This is a genomic window from Helicobacter pylori, assembly GCF_011140715.1.
Classification (GTDB): domain Bacteria; phylum Campylobacterota; class Campylobacteria; order Campylobacterales; family Helicobacteraceae; genus Helicobacter; species Helicobacter pylori_DA.
On sequence record NZ_SFZZ01000036.1, the window covers coordinates 40,103 to 54,744 of the forward strand.

Below are 14,642 nucleotides of genomic sequence, written 5' to 3' on the forward strand. Positions count from 1 at the left end.
GGTGTTAATCGTTCAAAAATACGGCGGCACGAGCATGGGCAGCATAGAAAGGATCCACAATGTCGCTCAAAGGGTTTTAGAAAGCGTTAAATTAGGGCATCAAGTCGTGGTGGTGGTTTCTGCGATGAGTGGCGAAACCGATAGGCTTTTAGAATTTGGCAAGAATTTTAGCCATAACCCTAACAAGCGGGAAATGGATAGGATTGTCAGCGCTGGGGAATGGATTTCAAGCGCGGCTTTGAGCATGGCGTTAGAAAGATACGGGCATAGAGCCATTTCCTTGAGCGGGAAAGAAGCGGGCATTTTAACCAGCTCGCACTTTCAAAACGCCGTGATCCAATCTATTGACACTAAACGCATCACAGAGCTTTTAGAAAAAAACTACATCGTAGTGATCGCTGGGTTTCAAGGCGCTGACATTCAAGGCGAAACAACGACTTTAGGGCGCGGAGGGAGCGATTTGAGTGCGGTCGCTTTGGCCGGGGCTTTAAAAGCGGATCTGTGCGAAATTTATACGGATGTGGATGGCGTTTATACCACCGATCCGCGCATTGAAGAAAAGGCTCAAAAAATCGCGCAAATCAGCTATGATGAAATGCTTGAACTGGCTTCTATGGGGGCTAAGGTTTTATTAAACCGCTCGGTGGAATTGGCCAAAAAACTCAGCGTGAAGTTAGTGACTCGCAATTCGTTTAACCATAGCGAAGGCACGCTCATTGTGGCTGAAAAAGACTTTAAAGGAGAACGCATGGAAACCCCTATAGTGAGTGGGATTGCATTGGATAAGAATCAGGCTCGTGTGAGCATGGAGGGCGTGGAAGATCGGCCAGGCATTGCCGCTGAAATCTTTGGCGCTTTAGCGGAGTATCGCATTAATGTGGATATGATAGTCCAAACGATCGGCAGAGACGGCAAAACCGATTTGGATTTTACGATTGTTAAAACCCAAATAGAAGAAACCAAGCAGGCCTTAAAGCCTTTTTTAGCGCAAACGGATTCCATTGATTATGATGAAAATATCGCTAAAGTTTCCATAGTGGGCGTGGGCATGAAGTCGCATTCTGGGGTGGCGAGTATCGCTTTTAAAGCCCTAGCCAAAGACAATATCAACATCATGATGATTTCCACAAGCGAGATTAAAATTTCGGTTTTGATTGACATTAAATACGCTGAATTAGCCGTTAGAACTTTGCATGCGGTGTATCAATTAGATCAATGAAAAATTTCTACGACTGGATCAAGGAATTTGTGCGTGATCAGGGGGAATTTATCGCCCAGCAAAGCGGGTGGTTGGAATTAGAACGATCAAGTTATGCCAAACTCATCGCGCAAACCATCTCGCATGTGCTTAATGGCGGATCGCTGTTAGTGAGCGCGGATTCTTCTAGACACTGGTTTTTAAATTACATTCTTTCTAACTTAAACCCTAAAGATTTAAAAGAGCGCCCCTTATTGTCCGTCATTGATTTTAACGCTTCTTCTTTCTACCCCAAAAACGATGCGAATCTCTCTCTAGCCACCATAGAGATGACTTATCAAAACCCCATGTTTTGGCATGTTGGGAGGGTTGAAAATGAAGGCTTGAAAACGATACTGCTGAGTAAAATCCCTAGTTTTTTATGGCTTTTTGAAGAGCTTAAAGAAGATTGCTTGCTTTTAAAAGAGCATGACATCTTATTGGATTATAAATTATTGCAACTCTTCAAACTCTTTGAAAACGCGCTTTTTAGCGTGCTATACAATAAGGTTACTCTGTGAAAAACCTCAACCGCCTTATTTATACGGACAATCTTGAAGAGAGCCTAGAAGAGACCGCAAGCCTTTTTGAACACCACATTAAATTCTACACCGAGATTATTGAAAAAGACAAAAAGGTGATCAAAACTTTCAACAAGGATTTTAAAATAGAGCATGCCAAAGAAGTCCTATCCAAAGCCAATCTCAAACACAGCGAACTGAACGCTTTTTTAATCGCTGCGCCCAGTTATGGCACAGAAGCCCAAAACGCGCTTTTAAAAATCTTAGAAGAACCCCCAAATAATGTTTGTTTTATCATGTTCGCTAAAAGCCCAAACCATGTGTTAGCCACCATTAAATCCCGCTTAATCAAAGAAGACAAACGCCAAAAAATCCCCCTAAAACCTTTAGATTTGGATTTATCCAAGCTAGATTTGAAAGATATTTATGCGTTTTTAAAAAATTTAGACAAAGAAAATTTTGATTCCAGAGAAAATCAGAGGGAAAGGATTGAAAGCCTGTTAGAGAGTATCCACAGACACCAAATCTGTTTAAATGAGCAAGAATTGCAAGCCTTTGATTTAGCGATCAAGGCTAACAGCTCTTATTACAAGCTCAGCTATAATCTTTTACCACTGCTTTTAAGCCTTTTATCTAAAAAGAAAACGCCATGATTGTAAAACGCCTTAACCCTGATGTGCTCAAAAACGCCCTTTTAAAAACCGGATCAGAAAAATCCGCTCAAACCCATATGCACAAAAAAGGCGTTAGCTTTGTTTTTGAAATCCAGCATCTGCCCTTAAGTGCAACGCTCATTTTAAAACAAGAAGCCATAAGCGTTGGGGGCGATTTTGCCACGCCAAGAGATTGTATTTTGGCTAAAGAGCCTTTTTATGATGGGGTGTTGGTTGCGAGCGCTAGCCAATTAGAACGCCTGATTGTTAAGTGCCACTCCCAACCCTTTGGGCTTAAACATTTAGCGCAAGAATTAAAAAGCCACCTCAAAGCTAAAAAACCTAACGCCCCACAGATCATGGCAATCTTGAATCTCACGCCGGATAGTTTCTATGAAAAGAGCCGGTTTAGTAGCAAAAAAGCGCTTGAAGAAATCTATCAATGGCTAGAAAAGGGTATCACGCTCATTGATATAGGCGCGGCCAGTTCAAGGCCAGAGAGTGAAATCATTGATCCAAAAACAGAGCAAGATCGCTTAAAAGAAATTTTATTAGAAATCAAATCCCAAAAACTCTACCAATGCGCTAAATTCAGCATAGACACCTACCATGCCCAAACCGCCCAAATGGCTTTGGAGCATTATTTTTCCATCCTTAATGATGTGAGCGGTTTTAATAGCATTGAAATGCTAGAAGTCGCCAGAGATTACAAGCCCACTTGCATTTTAATGCACGCTCAAAAAACCCCCAAAGACATGCAAGAAAATGTTTTTTACCACAATTTATTTGATGAAATGGATCGCTTCTTTAAGGAAAAACTAGAGGTTTTAGAAAAATACGCGCTTCAAGATGTTATTTTAGATATTGGGTTTGGATTCGCTAAATTAAAAGAGCATAATTTAGCCTTAATCAAGCATTTAAGCCATTTTCTTAAGTTCAAAAAACCCTTATTGGTGGGAGCGAGTCGTAAAAACACGATCGGGCTTATCACTGGGCGTGAAGTTCAAAACCGGCTCGCTGGCACTTTGAGTTTGCATTTAATGGCGCTGCAAAATGGAGCGAGTATTTTAAGAGCACATGACATTGATGAGCATATAGATTTAATCAAGGTGTTTAAGAGTTTGGAAGAAACGGATTGAACCCAATTTTTGATTTTGATCCCACTGGGCGTTGGTTATCATCAAAACGCTCAAAAGCGTTTTTGATAATCAATCCTTGATTAATCTTTAAAGAATCACATCCATCGTTGAAGGGTTGTTATAAGCGTTTTGGTAGCGTTGCAAAAAAGCGTTATGGTTGGTAGCGTTAAAGGTTTGTAGGGCTTTTTTGTGCAAGCCATTTATCGGTTGTTTGGGGGCGTTTTCCACTTCTTTAGAGAATTTCCCGTTATAAAAATCCGTCAAACTATAGAGCGACTGAGCGGCCAAGCGTTTTTGACTCTCATCCATTCCGGCTGTAGCTCTTAAAAAAGCCTCATATTCTCTATCGCTCATCAATTCTAAAACCAAAAAGCCGTAAGTTTCCCTCTTGTCAGGGTTAAAGGGGAGGTTTTCTGTTGGAGCGTCCTTTTTTTCTCGCTCTATTTTTTCTGTGTTTTCAATAGGAGCTAGGTCTTCTTTAGGAGTGCTTTTAGCGTTTAAAAGCCCATAGAGGTTAGAATCAAACTGATTGATAGAAGAAACAGCCATGTGAATTTCCTATAATTGAATTTTACGCTGATATTAAGCAAAATCCATTCCCTAATGAGACTAAAAAATTCAAAAAGCTTAAAAAAGTTTCCTAATGATGGCGTTCAAACCCTTTAAAAAGGGTCTAGGAGTTTATTTTCAAAAAGGATTCGTGTTTTTATGTTTTCATATTTCTATAAGGAGCTTAAAATGGATAAACAAAAGGTAAAACTCCTAGAGCATTGTTATACCATGATTTTATCAATCGATGCAACTTTTATGCGTTTAGAGCTTAAAAACTTTAAGTCTTAATTAGAGATTTTAGGTTAAACTACCCTAAAAATCTTTAATCTATGAGCAAAAAGCATGCGTAATACCATTTTGTTTGGCGTTTCAATGATACTCTTGGCGAATTTATGCTTTGGGATCATGAGCGCGTTTGTTAAAATCACAGCGGATTATTTTTCCCCTATGGAAAACGTGTTTTACCGCTCCATTACCATGACGCTTTTACTCTTGCTCGTTTATCCTTTCAAACCCTACCGCTTGAAGAGTTACAAACAAGGCGGTTTTAAAAAGCTCGCTTTTAGGGTCGTTGTAGGGGGCTTGGCCATGCTAGCGTTTTTTTATAATATTGAAAAAATTTCGCTCGCTACAGCGACGGCTTTCTCGCAATGTGCGCCTATTTATACGGTGCTTCTTTCCCCTTTTCTTTTGAAAGAAAAACTCAAAAGAAGCGCGTTAATTTCTGCATGCATCGGGCTAGTGGGGGTGGTGTTGATTTCAGATCCTAGTGTGGAAAATGTGGGGCCGGTTGAAATTTTTATGGGTATATTGAGCGGGATCTTTGTGTCTTTAGCGTATATCACTTTAAGGGATTTGAGGGAATATTATGACAAGCAAGCCGTGATTTTAGCGTTCGCCTTTGGCATGAGCCTTCTTGGATTAGCGGGCATGTTTGTTGATATTCCTTTTTTATCCACAGGCATTCATATCCCTAGAAAAGAGGATATTTTATGGATTTCTTTAATAGGGATTAGCGGGACTTTAGGGCAGTATTTCTTAACTTATGCTTACATGAACGCGCCCGCTGGGATCATTGCCCCGATTGAATACACCCGCATTGTTTGGGGGCTGTTGTTTGGGCTGTATTTAGGCGATACATTTTTGGATCTTAAAAGCTCTTTGGGGGTGGCTTTGATTTTATGTTCAGGATTACTCATTGCCTTGCCCGCTCTTTTAAAAGAATTAAAAAAAATTTAAGCCATGCAGCTAAGTCCCTTACAAAGCGCTCTGTTATACTTTAGCTACTTTATTTATCCAGAGAAAAAAACAAGAAGCTTTGATTTAAGCGATTTAGTCTTTATCGTCATGGTTTTTTTAGTCCTGGCTTTGGGGCTGTTGATGAGCGAAGAAATTTCTATCAGTTACAATGAAGCGAAGGACTTTTTTTATAGCGATGTGTGGTTTGTTCAAATCGCTCAAAAAAGCACCGCCATTTTAGGCCAAAACGATTTGGCTTTGAGATTGCCTTTTTTGATCGCTCACGTCATCAACATGTTTTTATTCTACATCATAGGGCGAAAGATTTTAAAAAAGCCTAAAGACGCTCTTTATGTGGTATTGACTTACGCTTTATTGCCTGGGGTGAATCTCTTTGCGATTTTACTAGCTAAAAGCGTGCTGGTGTTAAGCCTTGGGCTTTTGATTAGCTATTTGTATATCAAAACCCAAAAAATCCCTTATTTGATCCTTAGCGCTTGCGCGTTTTTAGACGGCGCGTTCATCCCGCTTTTACTAGGGGTTTTTGCCTACGCTTTAAGAAGACGCTATTTTAAGAGCGCGATCTTTGCTTTGGTAGGTTTAGGCGTAAATATCGCTCTTTTTAGTGGGGATTTTAATAAAGGCTTGCCTAGCGGGTATTTTATAGACACTTGCTTAGAACTCATGCTTTTGTATTCGCCCTTATTGTTCCTCTACTACCCTTATACGCTCTATAAAGCCCTTTTGGATAAAAAGCCATCGTTACTATCCTTTATGAGCGCGAGCGGCTGGCTTTTCCCTTTGCTTTTGAGCATGCGCCAAGAGATAGATTTAAAAACTTTCGCCCCCTTAGCGTTAATCGGCTTACCCTTGTTCATTAAAAGCGTTTTAAATAGCCTTAGGGTGCGTTTAAAGGAATTTAGGGGGCAGTATTATTTGCGCGTTTTTAGTTTGTATCTTTTAATGCTCACTGAAACGCTCTTTTTATGGGGGAGTAAGATTTCTGGCGCTAATGAAAAATTATTAAACCGGCATTTCTTAGCCAAAGAAGTCGCTACAGCCTTGCAACTAAGAGGCATTCATCAAATCCGCACTAACGATAAACAGCTCGCTTTAAGGCTCCAATTTTATGGCATTAAAGAAGGGGGGAGGTTAAGGCTCATTAACACTAAGATTTCTAAAAAACGCCCTGATATTACAATCATCTACGCTGATAAAATTCTACAATCCTATAGTTTGGTACGCCATTAAATCCATTCTTTAAAAAGCGTTTTATCTAAAAAACGATAAAATGCACTCTAAAAATAAATAAAATACGCGAGAAAAATCATGAGACTCAAACTAACCCATATCACCCATATAAGCCATAAGATTGCTAACGACTTTATCCATTCAAAACTATTAGAATTAAAAGCCCCTAGGGAATTATTGTGTGAATTGATAGAAGGGATTTTAGAAAAAAGCGTTAAAAAAGAAAACGCCATTGATGAGCAAGCCAGAGAGCTTTTAGAAGAAAACACCGATGAAATAGAATTCATGCGGATGGATGAAAGGCAGCTTTTTTGGATGATTAAAAGACAGATCGCTCAAAAAGAGGGCTTTCATTTGTTTTGGGAAGAAAGGTGCAACGATTTATCGCACCAGATTTTGAACAAAATCTTAGATGAGGATTTGATCATATTTAGCGTGTCAGAGAATTTGATAAGAAACTTGATTTACAAATCCATTGACACCTATTCTAAAGCGTATGAAAGCATTGAAAATGAAGTGCATGAAAAAATCAAGCATTACAAACGCAAACTCCCCGTAGGGAGCGATGAATACGAGTTGGTGTTTGAAAGGCTCTATGAAGAAGAATTAAGGCGCAAGGGCTTTTTATAATGGTTTCTCTCTATTTAGAAAACGGGCTTTTTTTGCAAGCGCAAAGTTTTGGGGCTAGTGGCACGCAAGTGGGCGAGCTTGTTTTTAACACTTCCATGAGCGGCTATCAAGAAGTCATCAGCGACCCTAGCTATAAGGGGCAATTTGTGGTTTTTAGCATGCCTGAAATTGGGGTTGTGGGTGCTAATTCTAAAGATGATGAATCCTTTTTTTCATGCACAGGGGTTTTAGCGCGCCATTACAACGAATTTTTTTCTAATTCAAGGGCGGATTCTAGCTTGAGCGTTTATTTAAAAAAGCGTGGCGTTTTAGGGATTTGTGGCATTGATACCAGGAGTTTGATCAAAACCTTACGCCATTATGGGTGCTTGATGATAGTAGCTTCCACGATAGAGCATGACAAAAACAAGCTTGAAGAGATTTTAAAAAACGCTCCTAAAATTTCTCACTCCCCCTTAGTGTCTAGCGTTTCCACGCCAAAAATAATCACGCACCAACGCACTACTTTTGATTTCAACACCCTAGATTACAAGCCTTTTGATGAAAAAACCTCTCATAAAATTATCGCCGTGCTAGACTTTGGGGCTAAGGGCAACATTTTAAACGAGCTTCAAAATGTGGGGTTAAAAGCCCTTATTTATCCGCACCATACTAAAGCTAGCGATCTGATTAAAGCCTATGAAAAAAAAGAAATTAGCGGGATTTTCCTCTCTAACGGCCCAGGCGATCCTTTGAGCTTGCAGCAAGAAATTGGAGAAATCAAGCGACTCATTGACGCTAAAATCCCCATGTTTGGCATTTGCTTAGGGCATCAATTGCTCTCTATCGCACAAGGTTATCCTACCTACAAGCTCAAATTTGGCCATCATGGGAGCAACCACCCCGTTAAAAACCTAAAAACAAACGCCGTTGAAATCACCGCGCAAAACCACAACTATTGCGTCCCTGAAGAAATTGAAGAAATCGCTGTTATCACGCACCGCAATCTTTTTGACAACACCATTGAGGGCGTGCGCTATAAAAACGCTCCCATCATCTCTGTCCAGCACCACCCAGAAAGCAGCCCCGGCCCCAAAGAGAGCCATTATATTTTTAAAGAATTTGTGGGATTGTTAAAGGGCTTTTAGGGGGTTTTAAAACAGCACCTGTAGAGGCTGAAAAGCGCTTTAAAAATAGATTTAAATCTTTTTATCAAAAAATCTCGCATTTACTCTAAATTAGTTCTCTTGCAATAGCATTCTCTCGCAATAATTGTTATTGTTATTGCGACAAAACTTTTTAGAAGGAGTTATTATGGGAAGTATCGGTAGTATGGGCAAACCTATTGAAGGGTTTTTAGTGGCAGCCATTCAGTTTCCTGTGCCAATTGTCAATAGCCGTAAGGATATTGATCACAACATTGAAAGCATTATTAGAACCTTGCATGCGACTAAAGCGGGGTATCCGGGAGTGGAGCTTATCATTTTCCCTGAATACAGCACGCAAGGTTTGAATACCGCTAAGTGGCTTAGTGAAGAGTTTTTATTAGATGTCCCGGGTAAAGAGACAGAGTTATACGCTCAAGCGTGTAAAGAGGCGAAAGTTTATGGTGTTTTTTCAATCATGGAACGCAATCCTGATTCTAACAAAAACCCCTACAACACCGCCATTATCATTAATCCGCAAGGTGAAATCATTTTAAAATACCGCAAGCTATTCCCATGGAATCCCATTGAACCATGGTATCCTGGGGATTTAGGAATGCCTGTGTGCGAGGGGCCGGGTGGATCAAAATTAGCTGTGTGCATTTGCCATGACGGCATGATTCCAGAGCTCGCTAGAGAAGCGGCTTATAAAGGGTGCAATGTGTATATCCGCATTTCAGGCTATAGCACTCAAGTCAATGATCAATGGATTTTGACCAACCGCTCCAACGCATGGCACAATTTGATGTATACCGTGAGCGTGAATTTAGCCGGCTATGACAATGTCTTTTACTACTTTGGCGAAGGGCAAATCTGTAACTTTGATGGCACGACTCTCGTTCAAGGGCACCGCAACCCTTGGGAGATTGTAACTGGGGAAATCTATCCTAAAATGGCAGACAACGCTCGCTTAAGTTGGGGCTTAGAAAACAACATTTACAACCTAGGCCATAGAGGGTATGTGGCTAAACCGGGCGGAGAACATGACGCAGGCTTAACCTACATCAAAGACTTAGCGGCCGGTAAATACAAATTGCCTTGGGAAGATCACATGAAAATCAAAGATGGCTCTATTTATGGCTACCCTACCACCGGTGGGCGTTTTGGGAAATAATCCCTAACTTTATGTCTTTGCTAGAATCTGTTTAAAGGTTCTAGCGTCCCCCCTATTTTAATTTTTTTCAATCAATTTTTACGAATAGTCTTCTATTGTAGAGCATGTAAGACGACCTATAATAAGCGTAAGCCCCCATAAAGCGATATAACCTATGCAAAACCATGTTATTTTTGATAAAGACCACCACCACATTGTAGATGATAGAGTGCTAAAATCTGTAATAATGCCATAGCCATAATAGATCATTCCCGCTAAACATGCCAATTTATGAGCATGGTAGTAAGCGCTAATCCCAAAACCACCACCAAGATTGATAAAAGAATACGAGACCAAGACCCCATGACAACTCCTAAACATCAAATGCTAGAGTATATCGTTTTTTTTGTTTGTCAAGGGGGTTTATCAGTTAGATAGAGTATTTTTAACGCTTATCTTTTAGGGATAAACCTAGAAACATTGCTTTTTATCATGAACCAATTATCGGTCATCTAATATATCAATAATAAATATACTTGGAAATGTTGAAGCGGAGCAAAGAAACACATAAAGGAGAAAATAACCCGTTACTTTCCAAAAAGACCACCCATTGAAACTCCAAATGAGACACAAGCCTATCATTGCTGCAACAACGATGCAAAATAACGACAAAAATCTTAAGCTAGAAATTGAAATTTTTGCCCTTCTGTGAGCTTGTCTTTTCTAAACGCCTCTTGCAAACCTTTCTCAGCCAACGGCTTGATGCCATCAACGATTGGTTTAGTACCTGGGAAAAAAATACTAATAGCCGCTCCTCCAATACCCATAGCAGCAGTAATGAAAGGATTGTTTTGATTGGGATCAGAATTTTCTATCTCTTCCATCTCTCTTTTTAAGTTCTTCCCAAACACGAGATATATGCCCCACGCAACCAACCATAAAAGCACCACCACAACAGAAAAAATAAAATGCGCCATTGTTGCGAGAAACCCTTTAAACATCAAATGCTGGAGTGTATCGTTTTTTTGTTTGTCAAGGGGGTTTATCAGTCAGTGAATAGTGTTTTTAATGTTTATAAAATAATAGCGTTTATAACGATGCAATTTCAGCCCCTAATTGTAGCGCCCCTAACAAGCCTTCCACATTCAGCCCCAACCCCACGCTTAAATTCTTGCTTGAGCTTTTAATATAAGGCCTATGAAAGTCCTCTAAACGCACACAGCCCGCGCTTTCTTGCCATAAACCGCTCTCTAAGTATTTTTCTATTTCGCTACAATCAAACGCCTTTAAACGCGCTCTAAAAACCGATAGATCCAGCCATTCTAATTTAGGAGAAATCAATGCCGAGCAGGTTAAAACCTCTATTTCATTACCATTTTGGCGTTTTAAAAATTCAAGGGCTTCTCGCTTGTTTTGAGCTTTTCGTTGCATTTGACAACCCACGCTCACCACGCTATCAGCAACCACGATAGCGCAATGGTTTGTGAGCAATTCTTTAGCTTTTTCTAATTTCCCCTTGCACGCCAAATAAACAAACTCCCTAGGGTCTGTGGTTTTTAGGCTTTCTTCATCAAAATCCAACGCTTTTTGTTTAAACTCAATCCCATGCTCTTTTAAAAGATTCGCCCTAGCGCTAGATTGAGAACCTAAAATAAGCTCCATGCTATCCCTCTAAAGCTTTAAGGGCGGTATTTTTCGCTAAATTGAGCGCGGCTTGCAATTTTTCTGTATCCTTACCCCCAGCGCTCGCAAAATCGTCTCTCCCGCCCCCTTTGCCCCCTAAAATTTGCGCCACTTCATTAGCCCATGCGTTCGCTTTTATGGGAGCGTTTTTCACCCCGCATGCGAGATTTATGCGCTCATTTTCTTTTTTAAACACCATAGCGAGCAATTTTTCATGCTTATTTTTCAATCGGTCAATCATTTCTTTAATATCGCCATTTTCCACTACGCCCACCACCAAACTCACGCCATGGATTTTTTCAACCGGTAAATCCATAGGAACGGGAGCTTTTTGGCTGTTTTTCACGCTTTCTTTAAGCTTGTTGATACCGGCTATCACATCGTTATTTTTCAATAAAATCTTAGCGTTTTTAAGCTCTTTACTTTCTTCTTTAGCCAGTTGGTAAAAGGCCTTCCCGCACACCGCTTCAATGCGTCTGACCCCACTACTCACCCCACTTTCTTTAAGGATCCTAAACCCCCCAATAAGCCCGGTGTTTTCCACATGAATGCCCCCACACAATTCAATGGACGCTTCCTTAAAGCTCACCACCCGCACATTTTCAGCGTATTTCTCGCTAAATAACGCTAACGCTCCCTTATCTTTGGCTTGATTTAAGGGCATATGCTCCACCTGGCTTTTTAGGTGCTTGAAAATTTGAGCGTTGACTAGATCTTCTACTTTTTCTAACTCTTCATCATTGAGTGCTTTAGCATGCGAGAAATCAAAACGCAATCGTTTGGATTCCACTAAACTCCCTGCTTGACTCACATGCGAGCCTAAAACTTCTCTTAAAGCGCTCTGTAATAAATGCGTCGCGCTATGGTGTTTGGCGATTTCAAAGCGTTCATCGCTCACTTGCGCGATCACTTGATCGCCTTTTTTTAACGCTTTTTTGATTTCAAGGAGCGAAAAATTAAGCCCAAAAAAGTTTTTTGTATCTAGCACTAGAGCCGCTTCTTCATCACCTTTTAAAAGTGCGCCCTTATCGCCTATAGCCCCCCCACCTTCTGCGTAAAAAGGGGTTTTTTCTAATAAGACCCAGACTTCTTGGTTAGGGCTTACTTCTGTTACTTCTTTAAAATCGCTATCAAAAAACCCTAAAACTTTGGCAGGACATTCTGTCGTTTCATACCCTACAAACTCATTGGGCGCATAAGCGTTTAAAATAGCGCTAAAATCGGCGTTGTTTTGCTTGCCTTTCCATGAGGCTTTAGAGCGTTTCACTTGCTCTTGCATGCAATTTTCAAAGCCTTGCATATCCACGCATGCCCCATGACTTCTTAGCATGTCGTTCGTTAAATCTAAAGGGAAACCAAAAGTGTCATAAAGCTTGAAAGCGATCTTGCCATCAAAAATCTTATTTTCATTCAAATGCTTTAAAGACAAGTTAAACAATTCCATGCCAGATTCCAAAGTCTCTAAAAAGCGCTCTTCTTCTTCAAAGCACTCTTTCATCACTATTTCTTTAGATTCTTTCAAATACGCATGCGTGTTAGCAAATTGCTCGCACACCACGCCCACGACTTTGTATAAAAACGCTTCTTTCAAGCCCATTAAATACCCATGCCTTAAGGCTCGCCTTAAAATACGCCTTAAAACATAGCCACGGCCTTCTTTATTGAAATGCACCCCTTGAGCGAGCAAGAACGCCACCGCCCTGGCGTGATCGGCCACTACCCTAAAGCTTGGTTTAAATTCGCTCGCATAATCTAAGCTTGTAAGCTCGCTGATTTCTGCCATTAAGGGCGCAAATAATGAAGAATCAAAATTATTGAGCTTATGTTCTAATAGCGCTTGCACCCTTTCTAAGCCCATGCCCGTATCAATGCTAGGCTTTGGCAAGGGGGATAAAACGCCATTACTAGAGCGTTCGTATTGCATGAACACCAGATTCCAAATTTCTAAAAACCTATCGCCCTCGCCCCCAAAATAATCCTCACTCCCCTTGAAGTGTTTTTCGCCTTGATCAATGTAGATTTCGCTGCAAGGCCCGCAAGGCCCGCTATCGCCCATTTGCCAGAAATTATCTTTATCGCCCATTTTTTTAATCCTATCAACAGGCACAAACTTTTCCCATAATTTAACGGCTTCATCGTCTTTCTCATGCACGCTGATGTATAAATCTTTAGGCTTAAACCCTAAATTTTTGGTTACAAATTCCCACGCAAACAAGATCGCTTCTTCTTTGAAATAATCCCCAAAAGAGAAATTCCCTAGCATTTCAAAAAGCGTGTGGTGTCTTGCGGTATAACCGACATTTTCTAAATCGTTATGCTTGCCGCCTGCACGCATGCACAATTGCGAACTTGTCGCTCTAGGGATGCTAGGGCGTGGCACAATCCCAGTAAAAATATCTTTAAATTGCACCATGCCGGCATTGGTAAAAAGCAAGGTGGCATCATTAGGCACTAAAGGCATGCTGGGATAAATCTCATGCCCTTTATTTTTAAAAAATTGTAAAAATTCGTTGCGAATGTCCATGGGTATTCCTTTTTGTCGTTTTATCGCGCGCTTTAAAGCTATTTTATAGCTCTTTTAAGTTGTTTTTTTAAAAAGATAGTTTATTATACTTTAAACATCCAAAATAAAGGAGAAAACCATGTTCCATGAATTTAGAGACGAAATCAGCGTGTTAAAAGCGAATAATCCGCATTTTGATAAGATTTTTGAGAAACACAACCAGCTTGATGACGACATCAAAACCGCCGAGCAACAAAACGCTAGCGATGCTGAAGTCAGCCACATGAAAAAACAAAAATTAAAATTAAAAGATGAAATCCACAGCATGATCATAGAGTATAGAGAAAAGCAAAAATCCGATCATGTTTAAGATTTAGTCATCTTTATCAAAACACGCTAAAACGCTTTTTAAAAGGCGTTTTGGCTTATCGCTTGGTTAGATTTATTAGTTAGACTTAACACCTTGATTTTAGGTTAAAGCGTTAGGTTGCTTTTAGCTTTATTCCCACCATAAGCTTTATTAAATTTAACATTTTTAAAAAATGGGTTTTTAAAACTTTAGTTTTATCGTTCTAACTCTCATTTTGTTGTAAAAATCATTTTATTGAGTTTGTTTTATTTTCTTGAGAATATAGGGGTATTTTAGAATAACTATCCCCTTTTAACCCCACTAAACCCCCTAAAGAAGCGCTTTTTTAAGAGATTATCGCTTGAATTAACGCCAAGTTTCCCACTAACTAACCATCAAAAACGCTAAAAAGGATTTTTTCATCAAACCCCCCCCAAAACAAAGGTTTCAAAACAAAGGTTTCAAAACAAAGGTTTCAAAACAAAGGTTTCAAAAAAAAAAGAAAGTTCAAACAAAGGGTTTAAAAAAACCCCCCCAAAAAGGGAGTTTAAAAAAGAAAGGGTTTAAAAAAGAAAGGGTTTAAAAAAGAAAGGGTTTAAAAAAGAAAG

14 protein-coding genes and 1 pseudogene are annotated in these 14,642 nt (G+C 39.9%); 10 read left to right on the forward strand and 5 right to left on the reverse strand.

The window, feature by feature from the left end:
• Position 1 precedes the first annotated feature (1 nt).
• Genes EWZ81_RS03615 through folP form a run of 4 tightly spaced genes read left to right on the forward strand, consistent with a single transcriptional unit; the run spans position 2 to position 3,550 of the window.
• On the forward strand, positions 2–1,219 hold the full coding sequence (locus EWZ81_RS03615) for an aspartate kinase (protein WP_165549039.1): 1,218 nt from the start codon (positions 2–4) through the stop codon (positions 1,217–1,219).
• Positions 1,216–1,758 carry a DNA replication regulator HobA gene (hobA, locus tag EWZ81_RS03620; RefSeq protein WP_165549040.1) on the forward strand — a complete coding sequence of 181 codons (543 nt, stop codon included), beginning with the start codon at positions 1,216–1,218 and terminating at the stop codon, positions 1,756–1,758. The genes EWZ81_RS03615 and hobA overlap by 4 nt, the downstream gene beginning before the upstream one ends.
• The gene (locus EWZ81_RS03625; RefSeq protein ID WP_165549041.1) at positions 1,755–2,411 is read left to right on the forward strand and encodes a DNA polymerase III subunit delta'; all 657 of its coding nucleotides are present in this window, start codon (positions 1,755–1,757) and stop codon (positions 2,409–2,411) included. The genes hobA and EWZ81_RS03625 overlap by 4 nt, the downstream gene beginning before the upstream one ends.
• A complete protein-coding gene (folP, locus tag EWZ81_RS03630) occupies positions 2,408–3,550 on the forward strand; it encodes a dihydropteroate synthase (RefSeq protein WP_165549042.1) in 1,143 nt (380 codons plus the stop codon). Before EWZ81_RS03625 ends, folP begins: the two co-directional genes overlap by 4 nt.
• Before the next feature lie 87 nt (positions 3,551–3,637).
• On the opposite strand, the gene EWZ81_RS03635 is transcribed toward folP, so the two are convergent.
• Positions 3,638–4,099, reverse strand: a complete 462-nt coding sequence (locus EWZ81_RS03635; RefSeq protein ID WP_165549043.1) for an HP1233 family protein — start codon at positions 4,097–4,099, stop codon at positions 3,638–3,640.
• 345 nt (positions 4,100–4,444) lie between these two features.
• Here EWZ81_RS03635 and EWZ81_RS03640 point away from each other — a divergent pair, with 345 nt between their 5' ends.
• From EWZ81_RS03640 to EWZ81_RS03660, 5 genes are all read left to right on the forward strand, one after another.
• Complete coding sequence (locus EWZ81_RS03640; protein WP_165549044.1) at positions 4,445–5,341, forward strand: DMT family transporter; 897 nt, start codon at positions 4,445–4,447, stop codon at positions 5,339–5,341.
• Between the two features lie 3 nt (positions 5,342–5,344).
• A complete protein-coding gene (locus tag EWZ81_RS03645; RefSeq protein ID WP_165549045.1) occupies positions 5,345–6,592 on the forward strand; it encodes a glycosyltransferase family 39 protein in 1,248 nt (415 codons plus the stop codon).
• Between the two features lie 78 nt (positions 6,593–6,670).
• Complete coding sequence (locus tag EWZ81_RS03650; RefSeq protein WP_165549046.1) at positions 6,671–7,222, forward strand: DUF507 family protein; 552 nt, start codon at positions 6,671–6,673, stop codon at positions 7,220–7,222.
• Complete coding sequence (gene carA, locus EWZ81_RS03655) at positions 7,222–8,349, forward strand: glutamine-hydrolyzing carbamoyl-phosphate synthase small subunit (protein WP_165549047.1); 1,128 nt, start codon at positions 7,222–7,224, stop codon at positions 8,347–8,349. Before EWZ81_RS03650 ends, carA begins: the two co-directional genes overlap by 1 nt.
• Before the next feature lie 166 nt (positions 8,350–8,515).
• A complete protein-coding gene (locus EWZ81_RS03660) occupies positions 8,516–9,520 on the forward strand; it encodes a formamidase (protein ID WP_000534794.1) in 1,005 nt (334 codons plus the stop codon).
• A gap of 78 nt (positions 9,521–9,598) precedes the next feature.
• Here the strand turns inward: EWZ81_RS03660 and EWZ81_RS03665 are convergent, their stop codons facing one another.
• The 4 genes and pseudogenes from EWZ81_RS03665 to alaS form a co-directional block, all read right to left on the reverse strand.
• Complete coding sequence (locus tag EWZ81_RS03665; RefSeq protein ID WP_001875154.1) at positions 9,599–9,856, reverse strand: hypothetical protein; 258 nt, start codon at positions 9,854–9,856, stop codon at positions 9,599–9,601.
• Positions 9,857–10,000: 144 nt separating this feature from the next.
• Positions 10,001–10,476 (reverse strand): annotated as a pseudogene (locus EWZ81_RS03670) (hypothetical protein).
• Between the two features lie 112 nt (positions 10,477–10,588).
• Positions 10,589–11,161, reverse strand: a complete 573-nt coding sequence (gene maf, locus EWZ81_RS03675) for a septum formation inhibitor Maf (protein WP_165549048.1) — start codon at positions 11,159–11,161, stop codon at positions 10,589–10,591.
• A 1-nt stretch (position 11,162) separates the two neighbouring features.
• Positions 11,163–13,706 carry an alanine--tRNA ligase gene (gene alaS / locus EWZ81_RS03680; protein WP_165549049.1) on the reverse strand — a complete coding sequence of 848 codons (2,544 nt, stop codon included), beginning with the start codon at positions 13,704–13,706 and terminating at the stop codon, positions 11,163–11,165.
• 118 nt (positions 13,707–13,824) lie between these two features.
• Here alaS and EWZ81_RS03685 point away from each other — a divergent pair, with 118 nt between their 5' ends.
• Entirely contained in the window at positions 13,825–14,055 is a 231-nt protein-coding gene (locus tag EWZ81_RS03685) for an HP1242/YdcH family protein (RefSeq protein WP_000468328.1), read from the forward strand.
• Positions 14,056–14,642: the final 587 nt, after the last annotated feature.